The sequence below is a fragment of the Rhodococcus sp. OK611 genome (assembly GCF_003050885.1).
In the GTDB taxonomy this organism is placed as follows: domain Bacteria; phylum Actinomycetota; class Actinomycetes; order Mycobacteriales; family Mycobacteriaceae; genus Rhodococcus_G; species Rhodococcus_G oryzae.
In genome coordinates, this window is record NZ_QAOZ01000004.1 from 1 (window position 1) to 17487 (window position 17487).

Genomic DNA, 17487 nt, shown 5'->3' on the forward strand with positions numbered 1-17487 from the left:
TTGTGTCGCCGACTCCGAATGGTGGCACGGTGCAGTTCAAGGATGGTGCGACCCCGATCGGTGGTCCGGTGAATGTGGTCGACGGTAAGGCGAAGCTGTCGCACACCTTCGATTCGCCGGGTGCTCATTCGATCTCGGTGACGTACTCCGGGTTCGCAGGTTTCTCGGGTGCGGGTTCTCAGGCGAGCACGGTGACGGTGGCCGGTGCCGGTGGCGACGGGTCGTTCGGTTCCAGCCAGTTCGGTTCCTGAGTCTTCAGTTCTGTTTCGATCCAACAATGCTTTGTGCTGCAAATGGAGGAACTTTCATGTCTCAGACGGTGATGCGCCGCGCGGCGGCCGCGATCAGCGCGGCGGCCGTTGTCGCCCTCGGTCTCGGGGTCGGTGGTGGTGTCGCATCGGCGGCGCAGCAGTCGGCGACGGTGACGTCCACGAACATCGTGGCGACGAAGACGTTGCTCGGTGATGGTTCGGTTTTCCCGGGTGAGGTGGTGACGTATCGGACCGAGTTCTCGGTGAACAGCATCATCGACCGGTACCTGAACAAGATCACCGATGTGCATCCGGCCGGGTTCGAGTACGTGCCGGGCAGTGCGAAGGTGTCGGCGGCGTCGACGTCGGCGGTGACGCCGAGCGTGGATGTGGCGAACAACCGGGTGTCGGTGTCGAATTCGCTCAGTGCGTGGATGCTGTCGAAGAACGTCAACCGGACGGTGTCGTTGGAGCTGTCGTACAAGGTTCCGGACAACGCGCCCGCGGGCACGTTCGACAGCGGCCTGACGTTCGATGTGAACACCTTCGGTTCGACGCAGGTGTTCAACCCGATCGGCGTGACGATCGACGTGCAGGGCCCGGCCTCGACCACCACGCAGCTGACGGCTCCTGCGGCCGCGACCGTGGGTGTCGCGGTTGACCTGTCGGCCTCGGTGTCCCCGTCTGTCGCGGGCGGTACCGTGCAGTTCAAGGACGGCGACGTGAACATCGGTACGCCTGCCAATGTCGTGAACGGCACCGCGACGTTGTCGCATGCGTTCGCCACGGCGGGCCCGCGCAGCATCACCGCGGTCTACTCGGGCGTGCCGGGATTCGCGGGTTCGACCTCTGCGCCTTCGACGGTGGCGGTGTCGATGCCCGACGTCGCGACCTCGACGTTGCTCAGCCTCGCGAACGACGCGCAGACCGGCGTCCAGGTGAGCCTGGTCGCCGCAGTGACCCCCGCCCCGGCAGGCGGCACGGTGCAGTTCAAGGACGGCGACACCCCGATCGGCGGCCCGGTGGGCGTGGTGGACGGCAAGGCCACGCTGTGGTTCACGTTCAACACCGCGGGTGATCATCAGATCACCGGCGTGTACTCGGGTGCGCCCGGCTTCAAGGCGTCGACCTCCGCGGCCACCGCACTCAAGGTCACCGGGGCGAACACCGGCGGCACCGGGTCGCTCGGGTTCGGCTCCTGATCACCAGGGCCCGGTCGCATTCAGTTCCACACAAGCACCTTGGAGGAATTCTCATGTCTCAGACGGTGATGCGCCGCGCGGCGGCCGCGATCAGCGCGGCGGCCGTTGTCGCCCTCGGTCTCGGGGTCGGTGGTGGTGTCGCATCGGCGGCGCAGCAGTCGGCGACGGTGACGTCCACGAACATCGTGGCGACGAAGACGTTGCTCGGTGATGGTTCGGTTTTCCCGGGTGAGGTGGTGACGTATCGGACCGAGTTCTCGGTGAACAGCATCATCGACCGGTACCTGAACAAGATCACCGATGTGCATCCGGCCGGGTTCGAGTACGTGCCGGGCAGTGCGAAGGTGTCGGCGGCGTCGACGTCGGCGGTGACGCCGAGCGTGGATGTGGCGAACAACCGGGTGTCGGTGTCGAATTCGCTCAGTGCGTGGATGCTGTCGAAGAACGTCAACCGGACGGTGTCGTTGGAGCTGTCGTACAAGGTTCCGGACAACGCGCCCGCGGGCACGTTCGACAGCGGCCTGACGTTCGATGTGAACACCTTCGGTTCGACGCAGGTGTTCAACCCGATCGGCGTCTTCGCGACCGTCGAGACGCCGGACACCGCGACCACGACCGGGCTCACCGTGCCCGGTTCGGCGTCGGCGGGCACCGCCGTCGAGCTGTCGGCGACGGTGGCCCCGGTTCCCACCGGAGGCACCGTGCAGTTCAAGGACGGTGATGCCCCGATCGGTGCACCCGTCAACGTCGTGGACGGCAAGGCGACGCTCCCGCACACCTTCGACACGAACGGGAGTCACCCGATCACCGCGGTGTACTCGGGCGCGGGTCGATTCCTCGGGTCGGCCTCGCCGACATTGTCCGTGAACGTGTCGGGCGGTAGCGGCGGCGGAACCGGTTCGGCCGGGCTGCCTTTCGGCTCCTAGACGCGTAAGCGACAGGGCCCCGCCGAAGCTCGGCGGGGCCCTGTCGTGTTCGGGGGCGGAGCGGGATCTAGAGCGCGCGCCGGTAACTGTTGAACGCCGCGATCGACCAGGCGAACGCCGCGGTGGCCAATGCGGTCAGAAGGCTCAGCTGCCAGGCGATCTCGCCCCAGTTCGCGGTGCCGGCGAGGCCCGTCCTGGCGATCTCTACCGACCATGTCATCGGGTTGTACCGAGAGACGGCCTGCACCCACCCGGGCATGAGGTCCCGCGGCATCATCGCGGTGGACAGGAACGTCACCGGCATCACCACCATCTGGGCGATGCCGATCAGTGCGAGGTGACTCCTGGTCGTCAGCGCGACTGCGGTCGAGAGGGAGCAGAACGCGGCGGCCAGCAGGGTCGCCGCGACCAGTGCCAGCCCGACGCCCCCGACTCCGCCCGGATACCGGGCGCCGCCCGCGAAGCCGATCACCAGCACGATCGCGGACTGCAGCAGTCCCACCACCAGTTGCTGCGCGAGCTGGCCGGCCACCAGCGCGGATCGACGGACCGGGGCGGTGAGGAGCTGGTCCATCACGCCGTTGTCGATGTCCTCGATGTAGCCGGTGCCCGCCCAGGCGCCGGAGTACAGGACCGTCATCATCAGGATTCCCGGCACCAGGAAGGTGATGTAGCCGTCGGAGCCGAAGCCGGGGATGGTCCCGATCGAGGTGAAGACCTGACCGAACAACAGGATCCAGATCACCGGCTGCAACAGCGAGACCCCGACGCCCCAGGCCTCGCGCATGGTGTTGACGCTCCAGCGCCGGAATATCTGCCCCGCGGCGACCGACCAGCGGGCACGATGGTCGGTGCGGGCGGGGGAGTGGGTGAGCACCGCTGTGGTCATGACCGGGCTGCCTTTCCATTCTGGGTGTCGACCTCGAAGGCGTGGCCGACGTAGTGGAGATAGACGTCGTCGAGGGACGGCCGCGAGACCGAGACCGCCCCGAAGCCGATTCCGGCCGAATCGAAGGCCGAGATGACCGAGCCGATCACCGCGGGGGCGTCATCGGCCCTTGCGATGAGCCTGCCGCTGATGCCGCGCGCCTCGACCACCACGTCGCGCAGGGCGGCGATCGAGCCGGCCGCCGCGCGGACCGACGTGGGGTCCGGTTCGATCAGATCGACGGACAGGGTGTCGCCGTCGAGCGTGGCCTTGAGCTTCCCTGGCGTGCCCTCGACGACCGCACGGCCGTGATCGATGATGACCAGGCGGTCGGCGAGTTCGTCCGCCTCCTCGAGGTAGTGCGTGGTGAGCACGACGGTCAGCGAGGTCTCGGCCGAGAGCCTGCGGATCTCGGCCCACATCTCGGCCCGCGCCTCCGGGTCGAGCCCGGTGGTCGGCTCGTCGAGGAACAGCACCGCCGGCGCATGGATCAGTCCGATCGCGACGTCGAGCTTGCGTCGCATCCCGCCGGACAGCGTGCCGACCCGCCGGTCGGCGGCATCGGCGAGGTCGAACTGCGCGAGGAGTTCGGTCGCGCGGTCGCGCGCGGCTGCCCGGGGGACCCCGCGTAGCCGCGCGGCCATCATCAGCGACTCCAACGGGGTCTGCCGGGGATCGGCACCGGTGCCCTGCGAGACGTAACCGATCTGGCCGCGGACCGCGTCGGGGGCGGAGCCGACATCGAAGCCGGCGACCCGCACGGTGCCGGATGTCGCGGTCGACAGCGTGGCGGCGATCTTGGTCGTGGTGGACTTGCCGGCCCCGTTCGGGCCGAGCATCCCGTACACGGTGCCCGCCGGTATGGAGAAGGACAGGCCGTCAAGGGCTTTGACGTCCGGTTGTTTCCGGCCGCCCGGATAGGTCTTGACCAGGTCGGTCGCTTCGACGGCGACCGGGTTCACTGCGTGCATCTCTGGTTCCTCACTCATGAGTGGTGGGTGAACCGGCGAGCCTCGCGCGTCTATGCTGATCGGTGCAGACGAAACGCATCGATGCGCGAGTGTCGGTCGGTTCGGATCCGGTGACGGCTCGGGTGTTGGCGCACCCGGGCCGTTGCTGTTTCGTCGCTAGTGCTGTGGCGGCGGTACCCCCTCGGATCGGAAGATCGCATCGAGTTCGTCGGGGGGAATTGGGCCCTGGGCCAGCCGCTCGTGCAGCGACCGCCAGCCGCGTACGCCGCCGAGGCTGCCGTCCGCGATGCGCCCGGCCAGGCTCGCGACGTAGTCCCGCTCGGCCCGGAGCAGCGCGAGCTCGTATTGGTTCTCGACGACGAACAGTTCGGGCAGGAAGGACGCCGTCGCGGCGATCGTCGCGTCGAGCTGCCCGATCCGGTCGTCGAGCCGGGCCAGGCGCTGTCGCAGCAGCTGGACCGACACGTCCGGGCTCAGCAGCGGCATGAACGACAGCGCCGCGAGGAACTGGGTGTATTCCTTGGTCGGGCTCGAGAGGAGTTCACGCATCCACGCCTCGACCTCCGCGGCGCCGGAGTCGGTGATGCCGTAGACGGTCCGCGGTGGCCGGTTTCCGTCCCGCTCGGTGCCGACCGGTTCGATCATTCCCTGTTTGGCCAGCGACTCGACCACCGAATATAGCGATCCGTAGTTGAGCTTGACGGAGTCGTCCTTGCCGCGGTCCTTGAGGGTCTGGGACATCTGGTACGGGTGCATGGGCCGCTCGGAGACGAGCCCGAGGATCGCCAGCGCCAGCGGATTGCCTCGGGAGAACGCCCGTGTTCTGGCCATCGTCGCCCTCCCGTTGGATCCCGACTCAAATACTCGACTCAGAGTATACGGGCTCGGATATTGGGGCAAGGGGGTGCCGAGGACGTCCGCGGCACGTGGTTCGATGAGGCGTGGCAACGGAACCGATCCGGCTCGAGGTGATCATCGGCAGCGTCCGCGTCGGGAGGTTCGCACCCGTCGTCGCCGACTGGTTCGTGCGTCGGGCGCGCGCGCATCGGGCCTTCGACGTCGGTGTGCTCGACCTCGCCGACATCGCGCTGCCCGCCGATCTGTCCGACGGCCCCGAAGCGGCCGTCTTTCGCGAACGGGTCGACGCCGCAGCGGCGTTCGTGGTGGTGACCCCGGAGTACAACCACGGCTATCCGGGCGCACTGAAGAACGCGATCGACACCGCGAAGCAGCAGTGGCGGGCCAAGCCGGTCGGTTTCGTCTCCTACGGCGGGCTGTCGGGCGGACTGCGCGCCACCGAACAGTTACGTCAGGTGGTGGCCGAGGTGCACATGGTCTCGATCCGGCAGACCGTCAGTTTTCACCAGGCGCGCAAGCGATTCGGTCCGGACGGCGAGACCCAGGACGGAGCCGCGATCGACGGCTCCGTCCGTATGCTCGATCAGCTGGCGTGGTGGGCCGAGGCGCTCCGGACCGCGCGCGTCGCCGATCCGTATCCCGGCTGACCGCTGCTCACCGGGCCGGCTGAAGCGGGCGCGTGGCCCTCGGCCTGCCGATGAACGCGGTCTCCTGCGCGATGGTGACCAACACCAGGTCGACCTGATTGCCGTCGGCTCGGAGGGTGACACGGTCGCCGCCCGCGCCGGGCTGCACGATCGAGATCTGCGGATCGATCGCCGACGCGGGCTCGTGCACGTCGCGTATCCGGATGGTGGTGACCCCGGCGCGCGGCGGCACCGGCTCCACCCCGTCGAACAGAACCGCCGTGAAGGTCGGGTCGAGCCGGGTGGGGTCGTCGATCAGCCGCAACCGGTCGGGTGTGGCGATGGAGTCGATCAGCGAACCCCACACCTGGGGACGGTCCGAGTGGATCTGGATCCGGGCTCCCGTCGCGATGGCGCGGAAGACCAACTGCTGCGCGAGGTACAACTCGCCGAGCACGTCCACGTACTCGATCTCGGGCCCCACGATCCGGGCCGTCAGTCCGTGCCCGTAGTTGTCCGAGCCGATCAGCTGCCCGCACCCGGACAGCGGCAGGGCCAGAGCATCGAGCTGCGCTGCGGAGAAGTCCGTGAACGGAGTCAGCGAGTCGAGATCGGCCGAGGCAAACGGCAGGTTGGAGATCAGTCCGTCGGCCTGCCTGCCCTGCATCGAGATGAGTCCGGGGAGGTCGAGCCGCTCCGGCAGGGTGCGGGTGGTCATCCGGCAGGAGGCAGCGACCCGGACCTCGCCCGCGCGTGCGCCGGGGCGCAGCCGCACGGTCACCGTGGTACCGAGGCTCGACGGTACCCACAGCTTGGCCAGCAAGTCGTCGGACAGCACCCGCGGATCGATCGCATAGCCGGTGTTGCACACGCCAGGCAGCGGAGTGTGGGACCAGGAACGGGCGAACGAGTCGGGCCGGACGCCACGGGTGATCTGCGCTGCGGCGGAGGTGATCTCGCCCGCGGTGAGCAGCCGAGACGGGCAGCCCGCCTCGGACAGTGCGCGGACGATCCGCAGTGCCGCGACCGATGCGGCCCGCGCGGCACCGGTGGTGCCGCCGCCGCGCCGCGTGACGGCATCGGACTGGGCGGTCGCGTCGAATCGAACCGCGAGCCACACCGTCCGCTGGGCCATCGCGGGCAGCGGACCCACCAGCTGGTCGTACACCTCGGTGGCGGGGCTGCCCGCGCTCGCGCGATAGCCGTGACTGACGATGTCGATGCCACCGAGACTGATGTCGTGCTGTGTCATCGATTCGGCGAGCGCGAGCGCCGGCAGCCGGTGGACCGATTCGAATCCGTCGCGGGTGACCTGAGTCAGATTGCCGGGAATCGGCAGCACCTCGATGACCGCGACCACCGACCCGTCGTCCCAGTGCAGCCCGACCACGGGACCCGACGGGGCGCGGAAGTCGGATGTCTCCCCGAGGCGGCGTTCGCGCCGCAGCAGATACCGCCATCCGGTGGCCGCCCAGTCGAGTACGCAGCGTCCGCCGACCGGGATCAGGCCGAGCAGTGCGACGGCCGCTCCGACGGCCACGGCCGGCCACCAGGTCGCACCGAAGCCTGCCGCCGCTGCGCCCGCGCCTGCACCCAACAGCTGCGCGATGACCAGATTTCGGATCGACACCCTCGGCACCACACGCCGACGCCGCCCCCGCCGTCGAGACACAGTCTTCCCCCATCCCCCCTGATCCGTGCGGTCCCCGCCGCTCGGTTCTTCGACAGAACTGTACTGTGTCCCTCCGTAGTGCGCGCCAAACGGGGGAGGGATCATGGCAGCACAGCCGACCACGCGTTGGCAGGTCAACGGGTATCGCTTCTTGGTTCGTCGGATGGAACACGCCCTGGTTCGCCGGGATGTGCGGATGCTGCACGACCCGATGCGAACCCAGTCTCGGGCTCTGACCGTGGGGGCGGTCTTGGCCGTCATCGGGCTCGCCGGGTGCGGAGCGCTGGCGTTGATCCGGCCGCAGGACAAGATCGGTGACGCGCAGATCGTCGTCGGCAAGGATTCCGGGGCCATGTTCGTGATGGTGGAGGACACACTCCATCCGGTGCTGAACCTGGCGTCCGCCCGATTGATCGCGGGCGACGCTGCAACGCCGGTGATCGTCAAGGAGTCGGAGCTCGGCACTCGTCCGCGCGGCGCCCTGATGGGCATTCCTGGTGCGCCATCGGCACTTCCGCACGGTGAGCCGACCGCGTGGACGGTGTGCGATTCCATCGCCTCCGGTGGCACCAAGGCGATCAGGACCGCCGTCATCGCGGGAGATCCCGAGCTCGGTGAGAACGTCTCGACCCTGGCCGACGGCCAAGCGCTGCTGGTGACGGGGACGGACGGCACCTTTCTCGTCTACGACGGCAAGCGAGCCCGGATCGACCCGAACAATCGCGCGGTGTCCCTCGCCTTCGGATTGGACGGAGTCGAGCCGCGGCCGGTGAGCCCCGGCCTGCTCAATGCCATCCCGGAGGCGCAGGCGATCGCGCCGCCCGAGATCAGTGGGGCGGGCGAGCAGCCGGACTATCCGGTGCAGGGCAAGACGATCGGATCGGTGATCCGGGCCAAGGATGCCCAGGGGAGCAAGTCCTACGTGGTGCTGCGCGGTGGGTTGCAGCGGATCAGCCAAGCCACCAGTGACTTGATCCGGGCGTCCGACTCGCAGGGCAGCGCGGAGGCCGACGAGGTCAGTCTCGACGTCGTGTCGCGACCTCCACAGGTGAACGACCTTGCCGTGTCCACCTTCCCGGAGACGGCGCCGGAAATCGTCGACATCGACAGCAGTCCGGTGAGCTGCCTGTCCTGGCAGCCGATCGAGGGGGCCGACGAATCCGACGGGGGTCTCAACGCCACGGTCACGGTGATCACGGGGAACGCGCTCCCGCTCCCGCGCGACGCCGAGATGGTCTCGCTGGCGCAGGCGGACGGCACCGGCCCCATGGTCGACACCGCATACCTGAAACCGGGTAGCGGCGGGCTGGTTCAGGCCGCAGGTATGGACCCGTCCAGCGAACGCAAGGGTGCGCTGTTCTTCGTGGCGGACACGGGTGTCCGCTATGGCGTCGAGAACGTGGACGCCGCAAAGGTTCTCGGGTTCACCGACGGGAGCGTCGCAGCACCGTGGTCAATCGTCGGACTGCTCGCCCCGGGCCCGATGCTCGGCAGGGAAGCGGCCTTCCTGGCGCACGACGGGGTCGCCCCCGACGATCAGCCGGTCGACGTTTCGCCGCCGTCCCGGTGAAGCCTGCGGCGCAACGGGAACGAGGCCAGTAACCCGAGCCCGAGCAGCGCAACGACGCCGCCCGCTCCCGCCACGGCGACTTTTCGTGGACGGTCGTCGGGCGGCGCAGGCGCTTCGGGAATGGCGATCGCGGTGGACTGGGGTTCGTCCGCGGGTACGGAACCGGGAAGCTCCGCAGTCACGGCGGCCGCCGGGTCGATGACGCCGTGTCCGACGAACGGATCCCATCCGTCGGCCGGCGCGTGCGCCGTCTGTTCGATCCGGTCCATGACCTGCCGGGCGGTCAACCGCGGGAACCGAGCCCGGATCAGGGCAGCGGTGCCGGCCACGTAGGGGGCGGCGAAGCTGGTGCCCTGAACCGAGCCGCCGTTGACGGAATCAGTCAGCCCGGTCGGCTCCGGCCGGCGCGGGTCGAGCGAGGTGATCTCGGTGCCGGGCGCCGCGACGTCGACCCAGGGTCCGGGGACGGTGAAGGGGGACGGCGCGCCGTCCTGGTCGACCGAGCCCACGGCGAGCACCTGATCGTCGTACCAGGCCGGGGTCGCGATGGTGGTCACCGAATCCCATGGACTCGCATGGGGTGTGGCGGGGTCCGGTGGCGGGTTCGATGCCTTGCAGGCCTCGCTGTCGAGGTTGCCTGCCGCGGCGACCACGACGATGTCCTTGATGCGGGCGGCGTAGTCGACGGCGGCGCCGAGCGCCGCGCTGTCGCCCGCGCCTGCGGGGACGCACGCCACCTCGGAGATGTTGATGACCGTGACACCGGGGAAGTCCGCGGCGTGACGGATGGCCCGGGCGAGGGTGCTCACGTTCCCCACACCCTTCGCGTTCTGGCCCTCGGCGTCCTTGCGGCCGTCGGTTTCCCGATAGATGTTGCTCGACTGCCGGATGCTCAGGATCCGGGCATCGGGAGCGACGCCTGCGAATCCGGTCTGACCGTTGCGATTCGCGGCGATGATGCCCGCCACCAGGGTTCCGTGCGCGTCGCAGTCCTGGGTGCCGTCGCCTGTGGAGACGTAGTCCCCGCCGGGGATCAGTCCGGGCAGGCGGCTGTGCCGCTCGACCCCGGTGTCGATCACCGCCACCGTCTGACCTCGCCCGGTGCTGAGCGGCCACACCGACTCCAGGTCCAGTGCGCGCTGCGGCGGCGGGACCTGTGCCAGATCGGCGACCGGCTGCGTGGTCGAGCAGGGGTCCCTGAGCTCGGTCTTCGGTCCGGACGGCGCCGAGTTGGGCGGCACCCGGCCGGGGTCGATCGACGGCGGGGGGACCGCGATCGCGGTCGCCTGACCGAGTGACACCGCGAGGGCGACGCCGGCGAGCGCGATCGGGATCCGTCGTGCCTGGCCGCTCACAGGCCGCGCATCATGGTGAACAGCCCGGACACCCAGCAGACCAGCGGGACCACCGCGGCGATGGCCGCGTAGTCGAGCAGTTCGACGCAGCGACGCAGGACCGGCGAGAAGGTCTGGTTCGGCGCGATGACACCGAGCGTGAGCGCGAGACCCGCGACGACGATCGCGAGCGCGAAGACGCCGACGGACTGTCCGGGATTGGTGACGGCGGCGCCGACGAGGAGCATCAGCACGATGGCCGCACCGCCGCCGATGAGGGGTGCCGCCTGCTCGGCACTGGCGTAGGTGCGGCCGCGGAGCATCAGGACTCCCGCGCACACGGTCGCGAGAATTGTCCCGGGCCAGTAGATCCCGCCATCGGCGAAGACCCTGGCGGCGACCAGGGTGCCCACCGCGGTCAGTGCGGTCATCGCGCACACGAGGCCGGTGAGGTACTGCCGCGCACGGGCCGCTCGCAACGCGAGGGAGGCGAACGAGGGCAGCGCGGCGTCCGGCTCCAGTGCCTCCTCTTCGATATCGACCGCCGAGCCCGGTGCGGGCACCGGTGGCAGGGGGAGTTTGGCCAACAACATCGCGATGCGCGGGGCGGCAGCGAGCCCGACGAGGGCGACGGCCGCGAGCACCGCACCGATCGCGTAGGTGGGCTGTTCGGTCAGCGTGCCGACCGCGGCGGCGGCGGACACCGGCAGCGCGGCGGCCGCGATCCCGGTGAACAGGGAGAGACCGACGCCGCTGATCCGCAGCGCGAGTGCGGCGGCCGCACCGCAGGTCACAACCCCGAGTAGTAGGCCAGGCGCGCCGAGTCGGCCGGGCACCATCAGGGCGCCCGCGGTGAACGCGAGGGGCATCGCGCATGCGCACAGCACCGCGGCCGCGGCACGGTCGAGATAGATCCGGCTCACCACGGTGCCCGCCGTGATCAGCAGGGCGGCGACGAACAGGGCCGCGAACGCGCCGACGAGACTGTCCGATTCGGCGCGCGCCAGCAGCAGAGCCCCGGCGCCTGCCACCGTGGCGAGAACCGCGACGGCGCTGCCCATCACCCGTGCCGAGAGCGGGGTCCAGCGCCGGTACCGGTCGGCCTCCAGGGCAGCGACATTGTGCATGATGTCGTCGAACAGGGGTGCCGGGGCGCTCGTCGGCGCGGACTGCAGGACCAGCAGGTCGCCGTCGCGAACTCCGTGTTCACCGAGGCTGAGGGTGGCCGACAGCGGTGACTGCCCGATCCGTGCCAGCACCCACTCGGTGGGCTCGAACGGCTCGGCGGGTGTGGCGAAGTCGTTTGCGATGCTGTGGCTTTCGATCATGTCGACGATGCCGGGAATGATCAGAGCCAGCGGCACCCCGAACGGGACCGCGAGGTCCACCTGGGTGTGATCCGCCAGGATCGTCAGGCGACACAGGTCGGTGCGGCCACCCCGATGTGCGTCGGCCGGCGACGCATCCACGCGCGCAGCGGTCATTGTTCGTTTCCCCCCAAGAAACTCGGTGTGCAGGGCCCCACCTGCACCGATCCTCGCCTAACGGGTGCACTCTACGACATCGGGCTCCTCGGCCCGGCGCCGTGGGGCGCCCGCGGGATGGGCTAACCTCTCATGGCTCGAGGTGTCGACCCAGGGGAGTGGGGTCCATTTCGGGATTGCCAAAGCGGAATCTGGGGGGTGAACGCGCGTGAGTACCGTGCGATTCGTACGTAGGGCGCGCCGAGAGGTGCCGCGCACGCCGGGAGGCGAGTTGAGCCTGCAGGCGCCGCCCGAGATCCCGAAGATCATTCCGGGCAACCTGCTCACCAAGCTGCTGCCGGTGGTGATGGTGGTGGCGATGCTCGGCATGGTCGCCCTGATGTTCACCTCCGGCATGGCAGCCAACCCGATGTCGCTGCTGTTCCCGGTGATGATGGTCGTCTCGATGCTGGGGATGCTCGCGGGCGGGGGCGGAAAGGGCGGGGGCGCCAGGTCGGCGGAGGCGAACGAGGACCGCAAGGACTATCTGCGCTACCTCGATCAGCTGCGACGGGACGTCTACGACACCGGCGACAAGCAGCGTGCGGCGCTCGAGTGGAGTCACCCGGATCCGAGGTTCCTGTGGACGCTCGCGGGGACCGCGCGTATGTGGGAGCGGCGGGTCGCCGATCCGGATTACTGCCACGTTCGGGTCGGCCGAGGCAGCCAACGGCTGGCGACCCGCCTGATCGCGCCGGAGACCGGCCCCGTGGAGGACCTCGAACCGGTCGCCGCGGTGTCGCTGCGACGATTCGTGCGCACCCATTCGGTGGTCCACGAGCTGCCGACCGCGGTATCGGTGCGCGGTTTCGCTGCCATCGGGGTCGACGGTGACCGTCAGGCGGCCAGGGCGATGGTGCGTTCGATGCTGGTGCAGCTGTGCACCTTCCACGGTCCCGATCAGCTGCAGGTCGCGGTCGTCTGCGGTCCCGACACCGCGCCCGAGTGGGAATGGGCAAAATGGCTGCCGCATTCGCAGCATCCGGAGGCGCAGGACGGGGCAGGCACCAGCAGGATGTTCTTCGGTTCGTTGATGGAGCTCGAGGCCTCGCTCGGGCCGCAGCTGGCCGTCCGCAATCGGTACTCGCGCAACGCCCCGGCCACTCCCGGGGTGGCGCAGATGATCGTGGTGATCGACGGCGGGATCCTGGACGGCGAGTCCATCATCGACGGCGGCCTCGATTCCGTGACGGTGCTCGACCTCAGCGGATACTGCCCCAAGCTGGCGGCGAGTCGTGGGATCCAGCTGGTGATGGATGGCGAATCCATCGGCGCACGAAGCGGTTCCGGGATCGAGATCTTCGCGGTGGCGGATCAGCTCAGTACCCATCAGGCGCAGACCGCAGCCAGGCGACTGGCCCCCTACCGAACGACGACCCAGCAGACGACCGATGCGGTCGAGGACGGTCAGCCGGTGGCGAGCTGGCATCACCTGCTCGGTATCCCGGATGTCGCCACCCTCGACCCGGGGGTGGCGTGGGCGCCGAGGACCGCGCGCGAGCGCCTGCGCGTACCGATCGGCGTCGGTATGGACGGCTCACCGGTCGAGATCGATCTCAAGGAAGCCGCCGAGAACGGCATGGGCCCCCACGGCCTGTGCATCGGCGCGACCGGATCGGGGAAGTCGGAGTTCCTCCGCACCCTGGTCCTCGGGCTGCTGGCGACCCACTCGCCGGAATCGTTGAACCTCGTGCTCGTCGACTTCAAGGGCGGCGCCACCTTCCTCGGACTCGAGGGGGCACCGCACGTCGCCGCGGTCATCACCAACCTCTCCGAGGAGTTGGCGATGGTCGACCGGATGAAGGACGCCCTCGCGGGAGAGATGAACCGCAGGCAGGAGTTGCTGCGTTCGGCGGGCAACTTCGCGAACGTCTCCGACTACGAGAAGGCGCGTGCCGCCGGAGCCGACCTCGCCCCGCTGCCCGCGCTGTTCATCGTGGTCGACGAGTTCTCCGAGCTGCTCAGTCAGCAGCCGGAGTTCGCGGACCTGTTCGTTGCGATCGGGCGGCTGGGCCGATCACTGCACATGCACCTGCTGCTGGCCAGCCAGCGGCTCGAGGAAGGCAAGCTTCGCGGGCTCGACAGTCACCTCTCCTACCGGATCGGCCTCAAGACGTTCTCTGCCAACGAGTCCCGCACCGTCCTCGGTGTGCCGGACGCGTACCACCTCCCGGGCACACCGGGCTCCGGCTACCTCAAGTGCGACTCCGCCGAGATCGTCAGGTTCGCGGCCGCCTATGTCTCCGGTCCCTACCTCGGTGGCCGATCGCGGGCCGCGATCGAGGCCGCCGCGTCCCCGATCGACCTGAGGCCGCGCCCGTTCACCGCCGCGCCGGTGTCCGACCTGATCGTCGATGTCCCGGCCGCGCTGCCGCCGAGTGCCGCGGACGTGGCGCCCGAACCGAGCGGGTTGACGGTCCTGGAGACGGTGGTGGACCGGATCCGGGGACGCGGTCCCGCCGCCCACAACGTGTGGCTGCCCCCGCTTGAGGACCCGCCGACCCTGAACTCGTTGTTGCCGAGATCCGTTCTGGTCGAGCCGGTCTCCGCGGTCAGCACGCTGCGGGCGCCGATCGGTATCGTGGACCGGCCCTACGACCAGCGGCGCGACGAGCTGGTGGTGGATCTCTCCGGCTCCCAGGGCAACATGGCGATCGTCGGCGGACCTCAGTCGGGCAAGTCGACCGTGCTGCGCACCGTGATCATGTCGATGGCCCTTGTCCATTCCCCCGAGCAGGTGCAGTTCTACTGCCTCGACTTCGGCGGCGGCACCCTGGCAGGCCTGGCCGGACTCCCGCATGTCGGATCGGTCGCGAACCGCCTCGACGTGGACCGGGTGCGGCGCACCGTCGCCGAGATGAACTCCATCGTGCGTCAGCGCGAACACCGCTTCCGGGAGCTGGGCATCGATTCGATGGCCGAGTTCCGGCGGCTTCGTTCGCTCGATCCGGCCACCGGCGGCCACGAGAGCGGAGCCCGCGGAGCGACCCGAGAGCCTGGAGCGCTCGGCGTGTCCGGGGACCCGTTCGGCGACGTGTTCCTGGTGATCGACGGCTGGCCCAGTATTCGGCAGGACTTCGAACCCCTCGAGGCGCAGATCGGTGCCCTGGCCGGTCAGGGCCTCTCGTTCGGCGTGCATGTGGTCCTCACGGCGTCCCGGTGGGGCGAGATCCGCCCGGCGCTCAAGGATCAGTTGGGCACCCGGATCGAGCTCCGGCTCGGCGACCCGTCGGATTCGGACGTGGGCAGGCCCAAGGCATCCCGCGTGCCGGAAGGGCGACCCGGCCGCGGCATGACGCGGGAGGGACTGCACCTGCTGACGGGGTTGCCGCGAGTGGACGGGAACCCGACCAGTGCCGACCTCACCGCGGGCGTCGCGGACGCCGTCGCGCGGATCTCGGCGGTCACCGTCGGGCGCGCCGCACCGCCGGTGCGGATGCTCCCCGAACGATTCCCACGCGCCGAACTGGTCGCGATGGCGGCGGCGGGCGGACCGCCCGCGGGCGATGGCGGGTGTCTCCGGATCCCGATCGGCATCGACGAGGCCGAATTGGCGCCGGCTTTCGTCGACTTCGCGGAACAGCCGCACATGCTCACGTTCGCCGACAGCGCGTCCGGTAAGACCACGCTGCTGCGCGGGATCTGCGCGGGCATCATGGAATCGAACACCCCATCGCAGGCCAAGATCATCCAGATCGACTACCGGCGGACCATGCTGGGGGTCGTCGAGGGCGATCATCTCGCCGGGTACGCGCCGAACTCGGTGACGGCGACCAAGTTCATGAACGAGCTCGCATCGATCATGGAGACCCGGATGCCCGCGCCCGACATCACCATCCAGGCGATGCGCGACCGGAACTGGTGGACCGGACCCGAGATCTACGTGGTGGTCGACGATTACGACCTCGTCGCCACCTCGAGCGGGAACCCGCTGACCCCGCTGCTCGAGTACCTGCCGCACGCCAACGACATCGGCCTGCACCTGGTCATCGCCCGCCGTTCCGGTGGCGCGGCCCGGGCGCTGTACGAGCCGATCATCGCGCGGTTGCGTGACCTCGTGCCGGCGGGTCTCGTGATGAGCGGAAGCCGCGACGAGGGCAACCTGATCGGCACCGTCCGCCCCAGTGAGATGCCGCCTGGCCGAGGCACTCTGGTCACCAGGGCGGGTGCCTCCCTGGTACAGGTGGCGTGGCTTCCGCCGCTGTGACCGCGGACGGGGTGCTGGCCATCCACCTCACCGAGTCGACGGTGTGGGGGTGCCACGCGGGCGTGCACTTCGATTGCCCGGCGGCGGTGTACGCAGACTCCTTCGGTTTGCGGTTCGGGGACCGGGCCTTCGCCGCGGGGATCGCCGATCCGGAGTCCTTCGAGCCGTACCCGATCCGGTATGTCGACGACGAGTACCTCTCGCTCGGCGATCGGGTGTTCCCGATGGACGAGGTGCTCGCAGGCGTGCTGGGGCACCTGGTGGCCGGACTCGGGGTGCGCACCGCGCCGGATCTGGTGGTGCTCACCCACCCGGCGCACTGGGGTCGCGGTCGTCGGCGGGCCCTGGTCAAGGCAGGCCGTGGGATAGGCAAGGGGGTGCTCCTGATCGGTGTCCCGGAGGCGCTGGCGCGGTGGTCGCCCGAGCCGATGCCGACCGGAAGCGCGGTGCTCGAGGTCGGGTTCCTCGAGACGACGGCCTCGGTGCCCGGTGCCGAGAGCGACGACTGCGTACACCGGGCGGAACTGGGCTCGTCGGATCTGCGTGACAACCCGGATGTGGCAGGCGAGTTCGCCGCGGCGATGCGTGAACTGTGCCCCGAACGACCGCCGAGAATCCTCGTCACCGGCGAACTGCCGGGAACGGCTGGACTCTCGATCGTCGATGCGATCGAGGCGGGGTGGGATCTGCCGGTGGTGGCGAGGGTGGTCTCTGGCTCCGCCGTCGCGGCGGGTGCGCTGGCCCGTGGGCTCGACATGGTGGCTCAGACGCCGGCCGCGCCCGAGACGATCGCGCCGGTGGTGCGCCGGTCGCGGTGGGCCACCGTCGGCCGGTGGGGCCCGCTTGTCGCGGCCGGTGTGCTCGTGGTCGCGGCGATCACCGCGGTTGTCGTCGTCGCGGGAGGCGGCGATCCTCGCGCATCGGCGGAGCCGGACACGGAGGTGCAGGCGCAGTCATCCGCACGCGCGGGCCGGGTGAGCGTGACCGTTCCCCTTGGGTGGCGCGAACGCGCCGACCGCGGCGACGCGGCCCGGGTGGAGCTGGTGCCGGAGAAGGGCGCAGCCGCACGAATCCTGGTCGTGGCGCAGGAACTGACGCCTGGGGCGGATCTCGAGGCGGTGGCGCACACCCTGAGTCGGCGCGCCGAGATGCGGCCGGAGACCTTCAGCGCGATCGAGCGCGGTGCCGTCGACGGGCGGCCGGGACTTCTGTACCGGGAGAGACCGGACCCCGATACCGAGGTCCGGTGGTCTGTCCTCGTCGAGGACGGGCTGCAGGTCAGTGTCGGCTGCCAGACCTCGCCGGATCGGTGGCGTGACCTCGCAGACCCGTGTGAGCAGGCAGTTCGCTCGACGGTGATCGCCGGCCGCTGAGCGCTTGCCTGCTCGCGGAAATTGGTTCGGATTCGATGGAACCGAA

Annotated in this window: 13 protein-coding genes; 7 read left to right on the top strand and 6 right to left on the bottom strand. The window is 69.5% G+C overall.

Translation table 11 applies throughout. From position 1 onward, the window contains the following. From C8K38_RS05695 to C8K38_RS05705, 3 genes are all read left to right on the top strand, one after another. Positions 1–251 (top strand): Ig-like domain-containing protein (locus C8K38_RS05695; RefSeq protein WP_146179113.1); only part of this gene is annotated, 251 nt, incomplete at its 5' end. A gap of 56 nt (positions 252–307) precedes the next feature. Next, the gene (locus tag C8K38_RS05700; protein ID WP_179800453.1) at positions 308–1453 is read left to right on the top strand and encodes an Ig-like domain-containing protein; all 1146 of its coding nucleotides are present in this window, start codon (positions 308–310) and stop codon (positions 1451–1453) included. A gap of 53 nt (positions 1454–1506) precedes the next feature. Continuing rightward, positions 1507–2379: an Ig-like domain-containing protein gene (locus tag C8K38_RS05705; RefSeq protein WP_097210370.1), complete on the top strand. Its 873-nt coding sequence runs from the start codon at positions 1507–1509 to the stop codon at positions 2377–2379. Between the two features lie 67 nt (positions 2380–2446). Here the strand turns inward: C8K38_RS05705 and C8K38_RS05710 are convergent, their stop codons facing one another. The 3 genes from C8K38_RS05710 to C8K38_RS05720 form a co-directional block, all read right to left on the bottom strand. After that, on the bottom strand, positions 2447–3268 hold the full coding sequence (locus tag C8K38_RS05710; RefSeq protein WP_097210371.1) for an ABC transporter permease: 822 nt from the start codon (positions 3266–3268) through the stop codon (positions 2447–2449). After that, on the bottom strand, positions 3265–4296 hold the full coding sequence (locus C8K38_RS05715; protein WP_257017062.1) for an ABC transporter ATP-binding protein: 1032 nt from the start codon (positions 4294–4296) through the stop codon (positions 3265–3267). The genes C8K38_RS05710 and C8K38_RS05715 overlap by 4 nt, the downstream gene beginning before the upstream one ends. 138 nt (positions 4297–4434) lie before the next feature. Next, positions 4435–5109 carry a PadR family transcriptional regulator gene (locus C8K38_RS05720; protein WP_097210373.1) on the bottom strand — a complete coding sequence of 225 codons (675 nt, stop codon included), beginning with the start codon at positions 5107–5109 and terminating at the stop codon, positions 4435–4437. A gap of 110 nt (positions 5110–5219) precedes the next feature. Between C8K38_RS05720 and C8K38_RS05725 the strand changes: the two genes are divergently transcribed. After that, entirely contained in the window at positions 5220–5783 is a 564-nt protein-coding gene (locus C8K38_RS05725) for an NADPH-dependent FMN reductase (RefSeq protein WP_097210374.1), read from the top strand. Between the two features lie 7 nt (positions 5784–5790). On the opposite strand, the gene eccE is transcribed toward C8K38_RS05725, so the two are convergent. Continuing rightward, positions 5791–7392, bottom strand: a complete 1602-nt coding sequence (eccE, locus tag C8K38_RS05730) for a type VII secretion protein EccE (protein ID WP_257017063.1) — start codon at positions 7390–7392, stop codon at positions 5791–5793. Between the two features lie 145 nt (positions 7393–7537). Here eccE and eccB point away from each other — a divergent pair, with 145 nt between their 5' ends. Beyond that, entirely contained in the window at positions 7538–9004 is a 1467-nt protein-coding gene (gene eccB / locus C8K38_RS05735; protein WP_097210376.1) for a type VII secretion protein EccB, read from the top strand. Here eccB and mycP read toward each other — a convergent pair. After that, the gene (gene mycP / locus C8K38_RS27530; protein WP_257017064.1) at positions 8971–10359 is read right to left on the bottom strand and encodes a type VII secretion-associated serine protease mycosin; all 1389 of its coding nucleotides are present in this window, start codon (positions 10357–10359) and stop codon (positions 8971–8973) included. The two genes, eccB and mycP, sit on opposite strands and share 34 nt — an antisense overlap. Continuing rightward, positions 10356–11822, bottom strand: coding sequence for a type VII secretion integral membrane protein EccD (eccD, locus tag C8K38_RS27535; RefSeq protein WP_097210377.1), 1467 nt, complete (start codon positions 11820–11822; stop codon positions 10356–10358). The genes mycP and eccD overlap by 4 nt, the downstream gene beginning before the upstream one ends. Positions 11823–12030: 208 nt before the next feature. Here eccD and eccCa point away from each other — a divergent pair, with 208 nt between their 5' ends. Together eccCa and C8K38_RS05755 are read left to right on the top strand one after the other, a co-directional pair. Continuing rightward, positions 12031–16068 (top strand): type VII secretion protein EccCa, encoded by a 4038-nt coding sequence (eccCa, locus tag C8K38_RS05750; protein ID WP_097210378.1) that lies wholly within the window; start codon positions 12031–12033, stop codon positions 16066–16068. After that, positions 16050–17441 (top strand): type VII secretion-associated protein, encoded by a 1392-nt coding sequence (locus C8K38_RS05755; protein ID WP_143548380.1) that lies wholly within the window; start codon positions 16050–16052, stop codon positions 17439–17441. The genes eccCa and C8K38_RS05755 overlap by 19 nt, the downstream gene beginning before the upstream one ends. Positions 17442–17487: the final 46 nt, after the last annotated feature.